The organism is Kitasatospora sp. NPDC001132 (assembly GCF_053598415.1).
Genome location: NZ_JBSFKF010000021.1, coordinates 97330 through 112440, shown reverse-complemented (window position 1 = coordinate 112440; position 15111 = coordinate 97330). Strand labels below are relative to the sequence as shown.

The window sequence follows — 15111 nt, the reverse complement described above, 5'->3', positions numbered from 1 at the left end:
TGTCGGGTCAGCTGAGGGTGGCCCAGTTCTGGGAGTAGCGGTTGGCGGCGGCGGGGTAGACGGTGACGGGGGCGCCGGTGTTGAAGCTGGTGGTGTCGAGGACGTAGCCGGTCGCGGGGTTGGTGATGGTGAGGTTGCCGCTGCCGTTCTTGGTGACCTGCCACTTCTGGGCGGTGTTGGCGGCGTTGAAGGCCTGCAGGGTGGCCTGGCCTCCGGCGGCGGTGGGGGCGGTCAGGGTGAGGGGTGTCGGACAGCTGTCGTAGATCCTCGCGGTGCCGTCCGCGTTGGTGTCCAGCTTCCACTTCTCGGAGGCGTGGGTGGCGTCGTAGGCGTTGATGTCGGCGACGACGTTGGCGGTCATGACGCACTGGCCGGCGCGTTCCAGGGCCAGGCCGTTGCCGTTGGTGAGGGCGTGGTACTGGTTGTCGCCCACGATGGTCGGGCCGTAGTCGATGGTGTGGTTCGCCAGGTAGGTGAGCGCGGCGCCGGTGGTGGCCAGCGGGGGCACGGCGGCGGGCCGGTCGGTCTTGAAGTAGTCGGCGAACGTCGACGGGGTGTGCGTGGTCAGCACGCTGATGGTGCCGTTCCATCCGCCGTCCACGTTGTTCCACAGGTCGAGCAGCGAGCCGTCCACGTTGCCCTGCACCTGGTCCCCGGTGTTCCAGTTGGTGGTGTAGGTGAACGGGTAGCTGCTGCCGTCGGACCACACGTAGCGGTAGTCGCCCAGGATGTAGGCGGCGGCGGAGTCGGCGAAGCCCTCGGTCCAGGCGCAGCTGCCGGAGCTGACCAGGTTGATGTAGTGCGGGCTGCAGTTGGTGACGGGCGGGAACGACCCGTTGTACAGCCGCTGCATGAGGAAGTGGCTGGACTCGTGGAGCACGGTGTGCTCGGAGTCGGGGTCGGCGGCGGAGAGGTGGACCGTGTTCGCCAGGTCGTAGTACGGGCCGTCGGTGGAGGTGGCGTACCACTGGAGGTTGATCTCCGTGCAGGCGCCGTTGTTGAGCTCGTGGGCGGACCAGCAGATGCTGAGCGGGTTGTTGCGGCTCCACCACAGGAGGTTGACGGTGTCGAAGGCGTGCCAGGCCCGGGCGTCGGCGGTGACGGGCTTGTACGTGCCCAGGCTGCTGCTGACGGTGACGTTGGTCAGGTGCGTCGAGTCCAGCGTGTAGGGGTTGCCGCTGGTGTCGCTGACCTTCCACAGCTTGGTGCTCTCGGTGCGGGCCCGCACCCACAGGCTGCTCATCGAGGTCGTGGTGACCGGGGTGTAGCAGAGGTTGAAGCTGCCGTCGCTCACCGCGGTGTACTGGTAGTCGGCGGTGAGCTGGTGCGGGGTGTCGGTGGACTTCTCGGCTCCCCACAGGGAGATGTTCGCGTTGCGAACCGGCTTGGTCATCGTGGGTTTGGTCGTGCCGGCCTCGGCCGACTGGTAGTCGTACTGGATGTTGCCGCTCAGGCAGATGGGCGCCGTGACGGCCGCGGCGGGGGACGCCGTCAGCGGGATGGCGGCCGCGGCGGCGAGGACGGCGATGCCCACCGCGGCGATTGCGCGCGGCAGTCGGACTCCGATGGCCATGGGGGTTCCTCTCCTGCGGAGAACACACCTGGGTTGAAGGCCTGGTACGGGTGGACAGGGATCTCGGGCAGTCTCGGCCCCGGGGTCGGCACCCCGGGTACGTACAGTCGTGATCCGGCGGGCTCGTGGGCACCGGTCGCGTTCCGGCTCCCCCGCGCGCTTCGGCGTGCCGTGGAACGCTCGTGGAGCACGTGTCGGACCGGCCGGACCGGAAGCGGTACTGCGACGACCCGTCCCATCGGTCGAGGTCACGGCGCTGATCGCCGGCGATCGAGCCCCGAGCAAGGATCGGCCCCGGCGGGCCCCGCAGGAAAGAGCGCGCGACGGCGCGCGGGAGGGCAACAACAGGCGGATCGTCGGATGGAAGCACTTCGGTTGTGACGCCGCTTGTCGCACGCCCGGCGCGCCCGGGCCCACGTGGGAGACGGCACCGTTCAGGACTTCACCTCGCCGCCGGCGTCGGCTGGTCGGCGTGATCGTCCGGAGAAGACGGTCCGCCCCGGACGGAGGTGCGGGCCGGACGGCGATGCCCCGGCATGCGGGCCAGTGCCGTTCCCCTTACCCGTGGCTGTGGTGGTCGGTGGCGGTGGTCAGCCAGCCCGGGACGTGGTTCGGCGCCTGGCTCTTGGAGGCGTCGGGAAGGAGGGCGTAGTCGCTGGCGACGGTGGGCTGCTCAAAGCTGCCGTTGACCAGGGCGGTGCGGGACGGGACGGGCGTGGTCACGGGGGTTCTCCTCCGGGTCGCTGGTGCCGGGCGATGCCGCCGTTCGGACCGAGCGGGTGCACCGGGGCCCGGACGCGGCCTCCGGTGCCCCGGCCGGTGGCCCCTCCCCTGGGGGAGGGGGTGGCAGTGGCACAGGAGGGGCATCCGACCTCAAAGTGAGCGCTCGTTCTTGCACGCACGAGGGCGTGGGATCGGGATCGCGACGCGCGGCGGGTGGTGACGCGCCCGGCCCGCACCCGGTGGTGACCACTCGGGCGCGCGCCAGGCCCAGGGCGCCGTAACGCACGTCAACGAGCCCCGTCCACCCAAGGGTTCACAGCACACTGACTCAGGCATGGTCAGGGGCATAGCACCGGCTCTTGGTTCGAGCTGTTCCGTGCCGAGTACCTGGCGGCCGGCGCCGATCCGGTCTGGCGGGTCGACGGAGAGCGGGCCGAGGTGGACGGCCGCCCGGGCAGCGGCGCCGGGCCGGTGGACGCCGTCGCGGACGCGGTGGGCGTGGAGATCCTCTCCTTCACCGAGCACAAGGTCGCCGGCAGCCCGGACGCGATCGCCTACGTGGAGGCGCGGGCGGGCGGCGGTGGCCCGGTGGTCTGGGGCGCCGGGCGGGACGCCTCGGTGCTCACGGCCGGTGTACGGGCGGTGCTCAGCGCGGCCGCGCGCGCCACTGTGGGAAGTGTGACGGCCGGATCCGGAAAGGGCATGATGGGGCGATGAGTGCACCCCTTCCCACACGAAGCGTCGCCGTCGCCGAAGCCCTGACAGCCGCCGGCGTCGCCGGTGAGATCGTCGTCCTGCCCGACTCCGCCCGCACGGCCGCCGAGGCCGCCGCCGCCCTCGGCTGCGAGGTCGGGGCGATCGCCAACAGCCTGGTATTCAGCTGCGACGGCGAACCGCTGCTGGTGATGACCAGCGGCGCCCACAAGGTCGACACCGGCTACCTGGCGGCGGAGCTGGGCGCCGGGCGGATCACCCGGGCCTCCGCGGACCAGGTCCGCGAGGCCACCGGCCAGGCCATCGGCGGCGTCGCCCCGACCGGCCACCCGGCCCCGCTGCGCACCGTCGTCGACACCGCGCTGCAGGGGTACGAGGTGCTGTGGGCGGCGGCCGGGCACCCGCACACCGTCGTGCCGATGACGTACCAGGAGCTGCTGCGGGTCACCGGCGGGGCCGAGCTGTCCGTCGTGCCGCCGACCGCGGACTGACGGCGGACACCTGGCGCCCGCCCAGGCGGCCCACCACCCCCGGGCGGTGGGCCGTCGGTGTGCGGGCCGTCCCAGGGACGGCCCGCCGACCCGGGCCGGGCAAGAGCTGGTGCGGGCCGAGCGGCTTGACCGCCGACGCAACACCGCCTGCTTGCGACCCCAACCGCGCCCCCGAGGCACTCGCCGCCGGCCTCGGCCTGCGCCCGGCCACCGCCCGGCTCAGCCCCCACCGGCTGGCCACCGCCCGCCACCTCCCCCAGCAGCGCCTCCCAGCCCAGGACGCTGACCAACAGCGAGAAGGACCGGCGCGCGGCGGCTGGTGCGCGCCGCCCTGGGCTGCGGATCGCACCGGTTGCCGTGACGCCTTGACAGTGCGTCACAGGCTGAGAACCCTGGTACCCGTACTCCCGGGACGCGAGGGACACGGCATGCCATGGGTTGACGAGAGCGGGCGCCATCGGGGTTTTCCGGCGGCGGTGTTGGCGGACGGCAGCGAGCCGGCGCCGTTGCCGGACGGGCGCACCACCTGGTGGCTCTACAACGGCGCGGACGGCCCTCGGGCCGCCGCCGTGCGCGGTGGTTGCAGCTGCGGCTGGCGGGGTGAGCGGGTGCACCTGTTGGACTTCGGTGACGACCAGGCGACCGAGGCGGTGGGCGAGGCCACCGGGCCGTTCGCGGACTGGGAGTGGCACGTCGACCTGGCCGAGGGTGTGGTGCCGCGCGAGGTCGAGGAGCTGGTCGCGGCGCTGGTGGACCGCATCTGCGACCTGACGGAGAGCAGGCCGTACGCCGCCGTGCGTGCGGCCGCCCGGTTCGAGCGCGCCGCCGGTTCGACCGCGCTGCTGGCCGGCCACAGGGCCCGCGACAACCTGATGACCTGGGAGTACATCGGCCGCGCCTTCGGCTGCGGGCCGGAGGCGGCGCTGGAGCGGTTCGGCGAGACGCTTCCCGACCTTGACCGGGGTGATGAGATGTAGGTCGTCAGCCTTCACGCCTCGCGCAGGTGGCTGACCATGGCTGCCGGCGCTCCGGCGGCCGGCTGGTGCCTCTGACGGGCGGGGGCGCCGAGAAGGGCTCAGCGGCCAAGGAGACAAGGCGACTTGGCATGGACCAGTCGATTCACCGTGCCCGCGGTATCCCAGCCGGCCGGCCCGCTGCGGGGACCGTTGCAGCGAACACGCCGACGGCGCCGCTTCGATCGAGCGCAGCCGACCGGCCGCAAGCACACTGCGGTCAGATGTCGCGGAGCAGGCAGGTCAGGTCGTCGGTGATGGCGATCTCGTAGGTGGCTGCGGTCCGGCCCCGGAACGTGCAGGCACTCGACCTCCGTCGGGCGAGATGTCGCAGTGGGCCCCATTCGCTCCGCCATGCACGGCGCACACCACGTGGGCATGAGCGCCCCATGCGAGCTCTGCGCGCCCTACCGGTGCCCACGGGTAGCGGAAATGATGAGCGCACCGCACATGAACCAGACGATCCGCGCCCCTGTCCCTCGGCCAGGTGGACATGCGGCGGAAGGAGCTCACGGTGTTGCTTCTCATCTCCCCGGACAGCGTCGAGGAAGCCCTCGATTGCGCGAAGGCAGCGGAGCACCTGGACATCGTCGACGTCAAAAAGCCCGACGAGGGCTCGCTCGGAGCCAACTTCCCCTGGGTCATCAGGGAGGTCCGCGACGCGGTACCGGCGGACAAGCCGGTGTCCGCCACCGTGGGGGACGTCCCGTACAAGCCCGGCACGGTGGCGCAGGCCGCGCTCGGCGCGGTCGTCTCCGGCGCCACGTACATCAAGGTCGGCCTCTACGGATGCACGACGCCCGATCAGGGCATCGAGGTCATGCGAGCGGTCGTCCGGGCGGTGAAGGACCACCGCCCCGACGCGCTCGTCGTGGCCTCCGGCTACGCCGACGCCCACCGCATCGGCTGCGTCAACCCGCTCGCCGTACCCGACATCGCCGCCCGCTCCGGTGCCGACGCGGCCATGCTCGACACCGCCGCCAAGGACGGGACGCGACTGTTCGACCACGTTCCTCCGGAGGTCTGCGCCGAGTTCGTACGGCTGGCCCACGCCTCGGGTCTGCTCGCGGCCCTCGCGGGCAGTGTCACGCAGGCCGACCTCGGCCCGCTGACCCGCATGGGCACGGACATCGTGGGCGTGCGAGGAGCGGTCTGCGAGGGCGGTGACCGCAACGCCGGGCGGATTCAGCCGCACCTGGTGACCGCCTTCCGGGCGGAGATGGACCGGCAGGCACGTGAGCACGCCGTCGGCGTCCCCGCCGCGAATTGACCTCCGGCATGCCGAAACCTGAGGCCGACAGCGTGCCCGGACGCCGGGCCGTACGTTTCTCCGTCGTCGACCCGGCCACCGGGGAGGCGTTCGATGAGGCCCCCGACCAGCAGCCGGGCGAGTTGGACGACGTGGTCGCCCGCGCCCAGCGGGCCTGGCGCGGCTGGCGCGCCGACCCCGCCGCCCGTACCGCCGCGTTGCGCGGCGCTGCCGACGCCGTGGAGACGGCCGGCGACGACCTCGCCCGGCTGCTCACCCGGGAACAGGGCAAGCCTCTGGCCGAGTCGTCCGCGGAGGTCGCCCGTACTGCGGCCCGCCTGCGCTACTTCGCCGACCTGGCCCCCCGGACCCGCCGGATCGACGACGGTCGGCCCGTGCACAGCGAGATCCGCTGGCTCCCCCTCGGGCCCGTCGCCGCGATCGTGCCCTGGAACTTTCCCCTCCAGCTCGCGGCGGCGAAGTTCGCGCCCGCGCTCGCGGCGGGCAACACCCTGGTCCTCAAACCGTCGCCGTTCACTCCGCTCGCCACCCGGCGGCTCGGCTCCGTCCTCGCCACCGCCCTGCCCGAGGACGTACTGACCGTCGTCACCGGCCGCGAACCCCTCGGTGCCCGCCTCGCGTCCCACCCTGGCATCCGCCACGTCACCTTCACCGGTTCGGTGCCCACCGGGCGGGCCGTCGCCGGAGCGGCGGCGGCCTCGCTCGCCCGGGTCACCCTGGAACTGGGTGGCAACGACGCCGCCGTCCTGCTGGACGACGTCGACGTGGACCGGATCGCGGACCGGCTGTTCTGGGCGGCGTTCCGCAACTGCGGGCAGGTCTGCATGGCGGTCAAACGCGTCTACGTCCCGGCCCGGCTCCACGCCGAGGTCGTCGAGGCCCTCGCCCAGCGCGCGAAGACCGTCGCCGTCGGGCCCGGCCTCGACCCCGAAACACGGCTGGGACCGGTCAACAACGCCTCGCAGCTGGCCCGGGTCGAACGGGTTACGGAGCAGGCCCTGGCAGGCGGCGCCCGGGCGGCGTCCGGCGGCCACCGGCTGGACGGGCCGGGATACTTCTTCGCTCCCACGATCCTCACCGACGTCCCACCCGGCAGTCCGGTGGTGACCGAGGAACAGTTCGGACCGGTCCTTCCGGTGCTGCCGTACCGGAGCGTCGACGAAGCCGTCGACGCGGCCAACGGCACCGGCTTCGGGCTGGGCGGCTCGGTGTGGGGCACCGATCTCGACCGGGCCGAGGCGGTGGCCGACCGGCTCGAATGCGGCACGGCCTGGATCAACCACCATGCCGAACTGTCCCTCGCCCAGCCCTTCGCAGGCGTCAAGGACAGCGGAGTCGGCGTCGCGGGCGGACCGTGGGGGCTCTACGGCAACCTCCGGCCGTTCGTCGTCCACCGCCCGCAGGAGGCGTGACGATGAAGTTCCAGGCGGCCGTACTGCGCTCGTACGAGAACCCGTTCACGGTCGAGGAGGTGAGCCTGCGGACAGAACCCGCCGCCGGCGAGATCCTGGTCGAGATCGCGGGCTCCGGGATGTGCCGGACCGATCTCGCGGTCCGGCGATCCGCCGGCCGCAGCCCGCTGCCCGCCGTCCTCGGCCACGAGGGCGCCGGGGTCGTGGTGCGCACGGGCGGCGGCCCTGACGCCGCGATCAACGTGGGTGACCACGTCGTGCTGAGCTTCGACTCCTGCGGACACTGCCGGAACTGCCGCAGCGCGGCCCCCGCCTACTGCGACTCCTTCGCCTCCCTCAACCTCTACGGAGGACGCGAGGAGGAACCGCCGCGGCTCACCGACGCGACCGGGAAAGCGCTGGCCCCCCGTTGGTTCGGCCAGTCCTCGTTCGCCGAGTACGCGCTCGTCCCGGCCCGCAATGCCGTCCGGGTCGACCCCGCACTGCCGCTCGAACTGCTCGGGCCCCTCGGCTGCGGCTTCCTCACCGGCGCCGGAGCCGTGCTGAACACCTTCGGCTCGGGCCCCGGCGACACCCTGACGGTCCTCGGTGCCGGAGCCGTGGGCCTGGCCGCGGTGATGGCGGCCACCGCCGCCGGCGTACTGACCGTGGCCGTCGACCGGCATCCCCAACGGCTCGCCCTGGCCGAACGGTTCGGCGCGATCCCACTGCCGGCCGCAACGGCCGGCCTGCCCGAACGGATATGGCGGCTGACCGACGGCGGCGCGCAGTACGCCCTGGACACCACGGCCTCGGCCCCGCTCATCAACAACGCGCTCCAAGCACTGCGCCCCACCGGCAGCCTCGGCCTGGTGGCACGCCTCCACACCGCGTTGCCGCTCGAACCGGGCACGCTCGACCGGGGCCGCAGCATCCGCCACATCTGCGAAGGGGACGCCGTACCCGGACTGCTGATACCTCGGCTGACCGGGCTGTGGCAGGCCGGCCGCTTCCCCTTCGACGAGCTGATCCGCACCTACCCGCTGGCCGACATCAACGAGGCCGAACGCGACTGCGACGCGGGCCGCGTGGTGAAACCCGTCCTGCTCCCGGAGCGGACAGCCCGATGAGCGAGGCAGGCGACACCACGGACTCACCCCATCCGACGAGCGGACACCTCGCACTCCCCGCTCCCGCCAACGGAGGAAACATGGCCCGCACAGCGCCGCAGCAGACGGACGCGGAAGGCGTGGACGGAGGTGTGGGCCTGACCGCCCTCCTGGTCGCCGCGGCACGGGCGATCGAGACCCACCGCCACGACAGCCTGGCCCAGGACGTCTACGCGCAACACTTCGTGCGCGCAGCCCCGGCCTGCACGGACTGGCCGCTACGCATCGAGCAGGTCCCGGGCGGGGACGACAACCCGCTGTGGGGGCGGTTCGCCCGCTACTTCGGCCTGCGGACCAGGGTCCTCGACGACTTCCTCCTCCGGTCGGCCGGTCCCAAGGCCCGCCAAGTGGTCCTGTTGGGCGCGGGGTTGGACACGCGCGCCTTCCGATTGGACTGGCCGTCCGACTTGACGGTCTTCGAGATCGACCGGGCCGGCGTGCTGGCCTTCAAGCAGCGGGTGCTCACGGACCTGTCGGCTGCCCCGAAGGTGAAGCGCGTCCCCGTACCGGTCGACCTGCGCGCGGACTGGGTCACCGCGCTGACCACCGCCGGCTTCGACCCGGCCGTGCCGAGCGTCTGGCTGGCCGAGGGGCTCCTCTTCTACCTGCCGGGCCCCGCCGAGACGTACCTCATCGACACGGTTGACAGGTTGACCACCGCAGGCAGCGCTCTGGCCTTCGAGGCCAAGCTGGAGAAGGACCTGCTTGCGTACCGCGACAGCCCGATCTACACGGCGACGCGAGAACAGATCGGCATCGACCTGCTCCGCCTCTTCGACACAGGTCCACGACCCGACTCCGCGGGCGACCTGACGGCCAAGGGGTGGTCCACCTCGATGCACACGCCCTTCGAATTCACCCGCCGCCACCGACGCGGCCCCCTCCCCGAACCGAACGACGCGCTGGAGGGAAACCGGTGGGTGTTCGCTCACAAGCCCCGGCCATGACGTCCGCAGCGCGCACGACGACGTCCGCACAGGGCCCGGCATCCCGTACCCGGCTCGCGGCTGCGCCGGGATCGGGAACATCCGTGCGACGGCGAAGGAGTTGAGGGCGGGGCCCTTGCCGCAGGCCCCGCCCGGTAGGACCGCATCCCGGCAGAGGCGGAACAAATCGGCTGCGTCGTAGCGGTTGTCGCCCGCGCCCAGCGCGCGGACGGCTCGCGCTGACGCCGTCACCGCGGGCCTTGTTCCGGCTCACCCTCCGTGTCAGGCGGACCGGCCGCCGGCCCGGGAGGCAGCGTCCGGGCGAGCCGGCCGCGGATCGCTTCCGCCGTGGTGGCCACGTGCTCGTCGAGGATCGAGTGGTGGTCGCCCGGCACCTCGCCGGCGCGCAGGCGCAGGGTGGGGACGGTCGTCTTCCCCTCCCAGCCCAGGAAGATCCGGACGTAGGCGCCCATCGCCGCGAGGCAGGGCTCGTCGAGCCCGAGCGCGCCGGGGACCGCCGGCTCGGTGAGCCACTCCTCGTCCCGGACGGGGTGGGTGTCCACCAGCACCACGGCCACGCCCTCGGCGGGGGTGAGGGGCGTCAGGCCGGGGGTGGCCGGTCGGCCGGCCGCCATCCCGACCGTCCAGGGGCCCCAGGCCAGGGAGAGCGCGGGCAGCCCCGACCGCCGCCGGTGGCGGGCGAGTTCGTCCAGGTAGCTGTTGACCGCCGCGTAGTTGGCCTGTCCGGCGTGGCCGAGCACACCGGCCGCCGAGGAGAACAGCACGAAGGCGTCCAGCTCCCGGTGTGCGGTCAACTCGTGGAGCTGCCAAGCGGCTTCGGCCTTGGGGCGCCACACCGTCGCCAGCCGCGCCGGGGTCATCGAGGCGAGGATTCCGTCGTCCAGCCCCCCGGCCGTGTGCACCACGGCGCGCAGGCCGTCGATCGCCCGCGAAGAGCCGGGAGGGCGGGCCGCGGTGGCCCGCCCTCCCGTCGTGCGCGATCGACCGGTCAGGGCGCCGGGGTCACCTGGAGCGGGTCCGACACCGATTTCACCGTCATGCCCGGGAACTCGCCGCCGTAACCGACCGCGTTGAGCGCGACCACCCGGTAGAGGTACGGCGTGGTCACCGACGCCGACAGGTCGACGAAGGAGCGGGTGCCGTGGGTGTTCGGCTGGTCCAGGGGCGAATCGACCGTGCCGACGTCAACCCAGAGGGTGCCGCCATCACTCGATCGTTGGATGACGAAGCCGGTCTCGTTGATCGAGTTGTCCTGCCAGTCCAGCCGGATCCGGGCGTTGTCGCCGCTGCCCATGACGGTCGAGCCGAGCCCGGTCGCCTTCGTCGGCGGCAGCGCCAGCAGCTGGGGACGCATCATGTCCATCTCCTCGTGGCTGAGGATGTGGCAGTGGATGACGTACTCCCAGCCGAAGTTGACCAGCCGGTTGACGATGGCCGCCGTCGGGTTGCCCTGCGGATCGGTGTTGTTGAACATCGCCGTACTGCCCAGCGGCATGGTCGGATCCAGCGGCCGGACGGAGTTCGGCACTTCGAACGGCACCGTCGGCACGGTCGGCCGCAGCGCGACGATCGTGTCCTCCAGTGGGCTCATCCGCACCGTGTCCTTCCAGCCCAGCTCGTTGGCGTCCGGTTTGATGACGATGTTGTCCCAGGTCACCCGGTTGAGGACCTGGACGTCGTAGAGGTGGAAGTGCATCGGGTGGGTGTCCACCCCGTTGTGGGTGAACCGCCAGATCTGCGTCCCGTCCTCGGTGGTGCTGATCGGCGTCACCTTCATGTCCGCCCTGGGCAGGGCGGTGCCGTCGATCAGCTCGGTCGGCGGGTTGATGTACGGGTACAGCGTCACGTTCTGCGCCCCCGGCGTCGGCGGCGAGGCCTCGACGCCGAGGTTGGCCGACATCCGGCCGTACTCGTCGAAGGTCGAGGCGTTCATCTCGTCGTGGATGGCCTTCGGCTGGAGCGGCATCGACGTCTTGGCGGTCGGCGCCTTGAGCGTGTTGAAGCCGAAGGTCGACGTGTCGTTCACCCGGACCAGGCCGTCGCAGTTCTTGACGGTGCTGTTCTTGACGTTGCAGTTGCTGCTGGCCGCGAAGCTCGTGCCGTACGCCGAGTTGTAGGCCGCCTGCCCGACGATCACCGGGTTCTGCCCGGACTCGAAGACGCCCGAGCCGTCCGCATGGTGCTTGAACGCGGCTTGCAGCCTGGCCAGGTTGAAGGCCGGGGCCGGGGCCGTGTCCGCGATGGTCACCTGCATCACGGTGCGGGTGTTGGGACCGTACCCCGGCAGGGTCTTCGGCGCGCCGCCGTTCCCGGTGAGGTCGGGGCCGCCCGTGTAGTAGTCGTACGACGAGATGCGGGCCGGGAAGGCCGCGGGCGCGTCGTTGTAGAGGATCAGCGTCTTGCCCGCGAACTTCGAGAAGTCGACCAGCACGTCGGCGCGTTCGGCCGGGGCGACGGTCAGCGAGTGCTTGTCCACGTTGCCGACGTCGAAGCGGGTCGGGTCCGTGATCCAGGTCGTCGGCTGCTGGCCGTCGATGACGGCCGGGGCGGCCAGGAAGCCGCCATCGTTGGCGATCTGGATCCAGTCCGGCCCGGCGGCGTCGTTGTTGGCGTCCGCCGGGGTGGGTGACACGTTCGGGTCGGTCTGCGCGGCGGCCAGCTCGTCGGCGTTCAGCGCCACCTCGGTGGTGCCGTCGCCCTGCTTCGGATCGGCCTTGTACCACTGGAAGTTGAAGAACCGGTCGTTGGCGGCGTTGAGCAGCCGCATCCGGTAGGTCTTCGGCTGGAGCGTCACCTTCGGGTAGGCGACCCCGTTGACGATGGGCGTGTCGTTGAACTGCTCCATGCCCATCGAGATGTTCGGCGTGCCGGGGATCTGCTCCGGCTCGCAGTACGGGGCGCTCTGGTACTGCCAGGTCGCCTGGTCGTCCAGCTTGCACTTCGGGTCGTAGTACGGGTTGGCGATCGGCCCGAACTTGGTGTCCCCGGCCGGCGGCCAGAACCACGGCCCGTACATCCAGCGCCCGTAGGAGCTCATGCCCGACGGATCGCCCGGGTTCTGCGCGGGCATGTAGACGTGGTGGTACCAGAAGCTGCCCTTGCCGCCCCAGCGTTTGGTGTCCCAGGTCGGGTCCTGGCCGTAGGAGACGGTCTTGCCGTCGGCGTCCTTGCGGTCCTTGAGCTGGGCGTCGTCCGGCACGAAGGTGCGGTCCTGGACGAGCAGCGGGATGGTGTCGGGCGCGTCCGGGATGGTGCCGCCGGCGACCAGTGCCTTCTCGGTGTCGTCGGTGATGGTGTAACCCGCGGCCTCGCCGGCGTACACGTTCAGCCGGGTGATGCCGTAGCTGTGGTCGTGGTAGAACATCAGCCGCGCGCTCTGCTGGTTGGTGTAGTAGAAGGTCGAGCAGCCGTCGTCCTTCGCCTCGCAGAGCACCGCGCCGCTGTTGTCCACCATGTCCGGCACGTTCTGCACGCTGACGCCCTGCGGCCACGAGGTGCTCTCACCGGCCGGGGTGATCCACTGGTGCGGGGTGCCGTCGCTGATCCACGGCGTGACGCCGCCGTGCAGGTGCAGCGTGGCCCGGTTGTCGGTGAAGCAGCCGGACTTGTCGTCGGTGCACGAGGGGTTGCGCACCTCGTCCGTGACGGTGCCGTCGTTCTTCGGCGGCGGCATCGTCATCGGGACCATGCCGGCTCCCATGCCGCTGCTGTCCACCGGCAGGAACAGGTTGCCGTCGGCGCCCTTCGGGAGCAGGTTGCGGAACACGATCCGCACCGGCCGGTCCTTGGTCGCGGCGAGCAGCGGGCCCATCCACTGCGGGGAGGTCACGCCGGTGTACGGCAGCGGCTGCCGGGTGCCGTCCATCAGCTCGTTGTAGAGCGGGACCTTGCGGCCGGGCACCGCGTCCGTCGACAGCTGGACGTAGCCGCGCACCAGGGTCGGCGGCAGGTCGGAGGAGAACCGGGTGAGGTACTGGACCAGGCCGATGACGTACTCGTCGGCCGGCTTGCCGCTGGTGGTGACGGATTCCGGTACGGCGACCGGGATGAACTTCTCCGAGGGCTTCGTCGTCGGCGCCTGCGACTGCGCGACGCCGGGGCAGCCGGTGCCGTCCGTCCCGGGGTTGCAGGTCAGCGGCAGGGTGTCCTGGAACTTCTTCATCCCGACCGTGAGGTAGCCGGCCCCCGCGCCCGTGACCTCGATCCCGCTGATCGCGCCGCGGTCGGTCACGGCCGTCGCGGTCGCCCCGGTGCCGCCCCGGCCGGTGGGGTCGGTGACGGTGACGACGGGCGCCGCGTTGTAGTCGGAGCCGATCTTGTCCACCGTGACCGCGACCAGCTTCAGGCTCGCGGTGGCCGTCGCCTTCGTCGCGCCGTTGATCGGGGCGGCGAGCGTCCCGTTGCGGATCACCACGCCGGGTGCGCCGCTGTAGCCGCTGCCCGGCTCGTCGACGGTCACCTTGGTGACCTTGCCCTCGGCGGTGAGGTCGGCCGGGTCGACGTGGCCCTTGGCCGCCGTGCCGTTCGGGTCGTCGGGGAGGTCGAAGTCGACCGTCGGCATCGTGTAGCCGGATCCGCCGTCGGTGACCGCCACGGCGTCCACGCCGCCGGAGGCCGTCGCGGTGGCGCCGTTGCCACCACCGCCGGAGATACCGACGGCGAAGCCGCCGTAGCCGCTGCCGCCCGCGTCGACGGTGAGGCCGACCACGGCCCCGGTCGCCTTGACGGTGGCCTTCGCGGTCGCCGCCGTGCTGCCGCCCGCGATGGTGACGGAGGTCGCGCCCGGGGTGTAGTGCCGCCCGGGCGAGGTCACCTCGATGCTCGCGATGCCGCCGGTGCGCGGGTCCACGGTGGCCGTCGCGGTGGCGCCCGTCCCGGTGCTCGCCGGGAGCACCTGCGCCCCGAAGGAGTACGTCCGGTCCTGCGCCGGGTAGCGCGGGTAGGCGCTCGACCCCAGCGTCACCGTGCCGCCCGCGGCCGGCGGCACGTTGGTCGGCGGGTTCGTGGTGCTGTCCACACCGGCCGGGTACAGGAACGCGTCGGTGGCGGCGCCGACCCCGGTGTCGACCGGGACTCCCTGGCCGTAGAAGCCGATGAGGTCGCCGGACTGCACGGCGACGTCGGGGACCTCGTAGGTCGCGACCTCCCCGGCGGCCGCGCTCGGCTTGGGCACCGTCCTCGGCCCGCTGTCCGCCACCACGGTGTAGGCGTCCGGCGCGCCCGTCGGCCGCAGCACGTAGGCGTGGAAGAGCCCGCCCTCGGAGGCCGAGGGGCTGCCGGCCGGCTTGGCCTGGTTCCAGGTCTGGAAGCTCTTCAGGGTGCCGGCGGGCAGCGGGGAGCCGCCCAGCACGACGAGGACCGGCCCGAGCCTGCCCGGCGGCGTCGCGAAGTCCGTCGCGAACGCCCGGTCGACCAGCGGGTTTCCGACCGGCATCGCGGTGGACGCGATGGACACCTCGGCCTTCGACTGGGTCAGCGGGCTGTTGGCCCAGTTGCCCCACGGTCCGAAGTAGTGCGGTGTCTTCGTCCCGTCCGTCGCGCTGCTCGGTCCGCCGGTGGCGACGGCCTCCTGGCCCTGCTGGAGCGGCGCCGGAGGCAGCCCCAGCAGGGCCGCCACCATCGTCCCGACGCCGGCCATGGCGACGGTCCGCCGTCTGCGGCGCGCCGACGCTCTCATTGCCCGTGTGGTGAACACGGCCTGTGTGGTGAACACACCTTTCCTCTCACCTCGACTGATCCGCCCCCGCTTGCGCGCCGGGGTGACGCGCGCGCGACAAGCTTGTGGCCGAACCATCGGGAGCGGGGCGAAGATGACAGGCC

At 72.0% G+C, this 15111-nt stretch carries 11 protein-coding genes; 7 read left to right on the top strand and 4 right to left on the bottom strand.

The genetic code is table 11. From position 1 onward, the window contains the following. Nucleotides 1-7: 7 nt before the first annotated feature. Both ACWDBE_RS25595 and ACWDBE_RS25590 read right to left on the bottom strand, forming a co-directional pair. The gene (locus ACWDBE_RS25595; protein ID WP_449809198.1) at nt 8-1573 is read right to left on the bottom strand and encodes an RICIN domain-containing protein; all 1566 of its coding nucleotides are present in this window, start codon (nt 1571-1573) and stop codon (nt 8-10) included. Between the two features lie 558 nt (nt 1574-2131). Next, on the bottom strand, nt 2132-2296 hold the full coding sequence (locus ACWDBE_RS25590) for a hypothetical protein (protein WP_449809197.1): 165 nt from the start codon (nt 2294-2296) through the stop codon (nt 2132-2134). 438 nt (nt 2297-2734) lie between these two features. Here ACWDBE_RS25590 and ACWDBE_RS25585 point away from each other — a divergent pair, with 438 nt between their 5' ends. From ACWDBE_RS25585 to ACWDBE_RS25555, 7 genes are all read left to right on the top strand, one after another. Further along, nucleotides 2735-3013 carry an alpha-isopropylmalate synthase regulatory domain-containing protein gene (locus ACWDBE_RS25585; RefSeq protein WP_449809196.1) on the top strand — a complete coding sequence of 93 codons (279 nt, stop codon included), beginning with the start codon at nt 2735-2737 and terminating at the stop codon, nt 3011-3013. Next, nucleotides 3010-3501, top strand: a complete 492-nt coding sequence (locus tag ACWDBE_RS25580) for a YbaK/EbsC family protein (protein WP_449809195.1) — start codon at nt 3010-3012, stop codon at nt 3499-3501. Before ACWDBE_RS25585 ends, ACWDBE_RS25580 begins: the two co-directional genes overlap by 4 nt. A gap of 428 nt (nt 3502-3929) precedes the next feature. Further along, the gene (locus tag ACWDBE_RS25575) at nt 3930-4478 is read left to right on the top strand and encodes a hypothetical protein (protein ID WP_449809194.1); all 549 of its coding nucleotides are present in this window, start codon (nt 3930-3932) and stop codon (nt 4476-4478) included. Between the two features lie 550 nt (nt 4479-5028). Continuing rightward, entirely contained in the window at nt 5029-5784 is a 756-nt protein-coding gene (locus ACWDBE_RS25570) for a (5-formylfuran-3-yl)methyl phosphate synthase (RefSeq protein ID WP_449809193.1), read from the top strand. A gap of 8 nt (nt 5785-5792) precedes the next feature. Next, complete coding sequence (locus tag ACWDBE_RS25565) at nt 5793-7196, top strand: aldehyde dehydrogenase family protein (protein ID WP_449809192.1); 1404 nt, start codon at nt 5793-5795, stop codon at nt 7194-7196. Nucleotides 7197-7198: 2 nt separating this feature from the next. After that, nucleotides 7199-8305, top strand: coding sequence for an NAD(P)-dependent alcohol dehydrogenase (locus ACWDBE_RS25560; RefSeq protein WP_449809191.1), 1107 nt, complete (start codon nt 7199-7201; stop codon nt 8303-8305). Nucleotides 8306-8385: 80 nt separating this feature from the next. Next, complete coding sequence (locus tag ACWDBE_RS25555) at nt 8386-9291, top strand: class I SAM-dependent methyltransferase (protein WP_449809190.1); 906 nt, start codon at nt 8386-8388, stop codon at nt 9289-9291. Nucleotides 9292-9518: 227 nt separating this feature from the next. Here ACWDBE_RS25555 and ACWDBE_RS25550 read toward each other — a convergent pair whose 3' ends face one another. Both ACWDBE_RS25550 and ACWDBE_RS25545 read right to left on the bottom strand, forming a co-directional pair. Next, nucleotides 9519-10205 (bottom strand): KR domain-containing protein, encoded by a 687-nt coding sequence (locus ACWDBE_RS25550; protein WP_449809222.1) that lies wholly within the window; start codon nt 10203-10205, stop codon nt 9519-9521. 74 nt (nt 10206-10279) lie between these two features. Continuing rightward, a complete protein-coding gene (locus ACWDBE_RS25545) occupies nt 10280-14968 on the bottom strand; it encodes a multicopper oxidase domain-containing protein (protein WP_449809189.1) in 4689 nt (1562 codons plus the stop codon). Between the last annotated feature and the right edge of the window lie 143 nt (nt 14969-15111).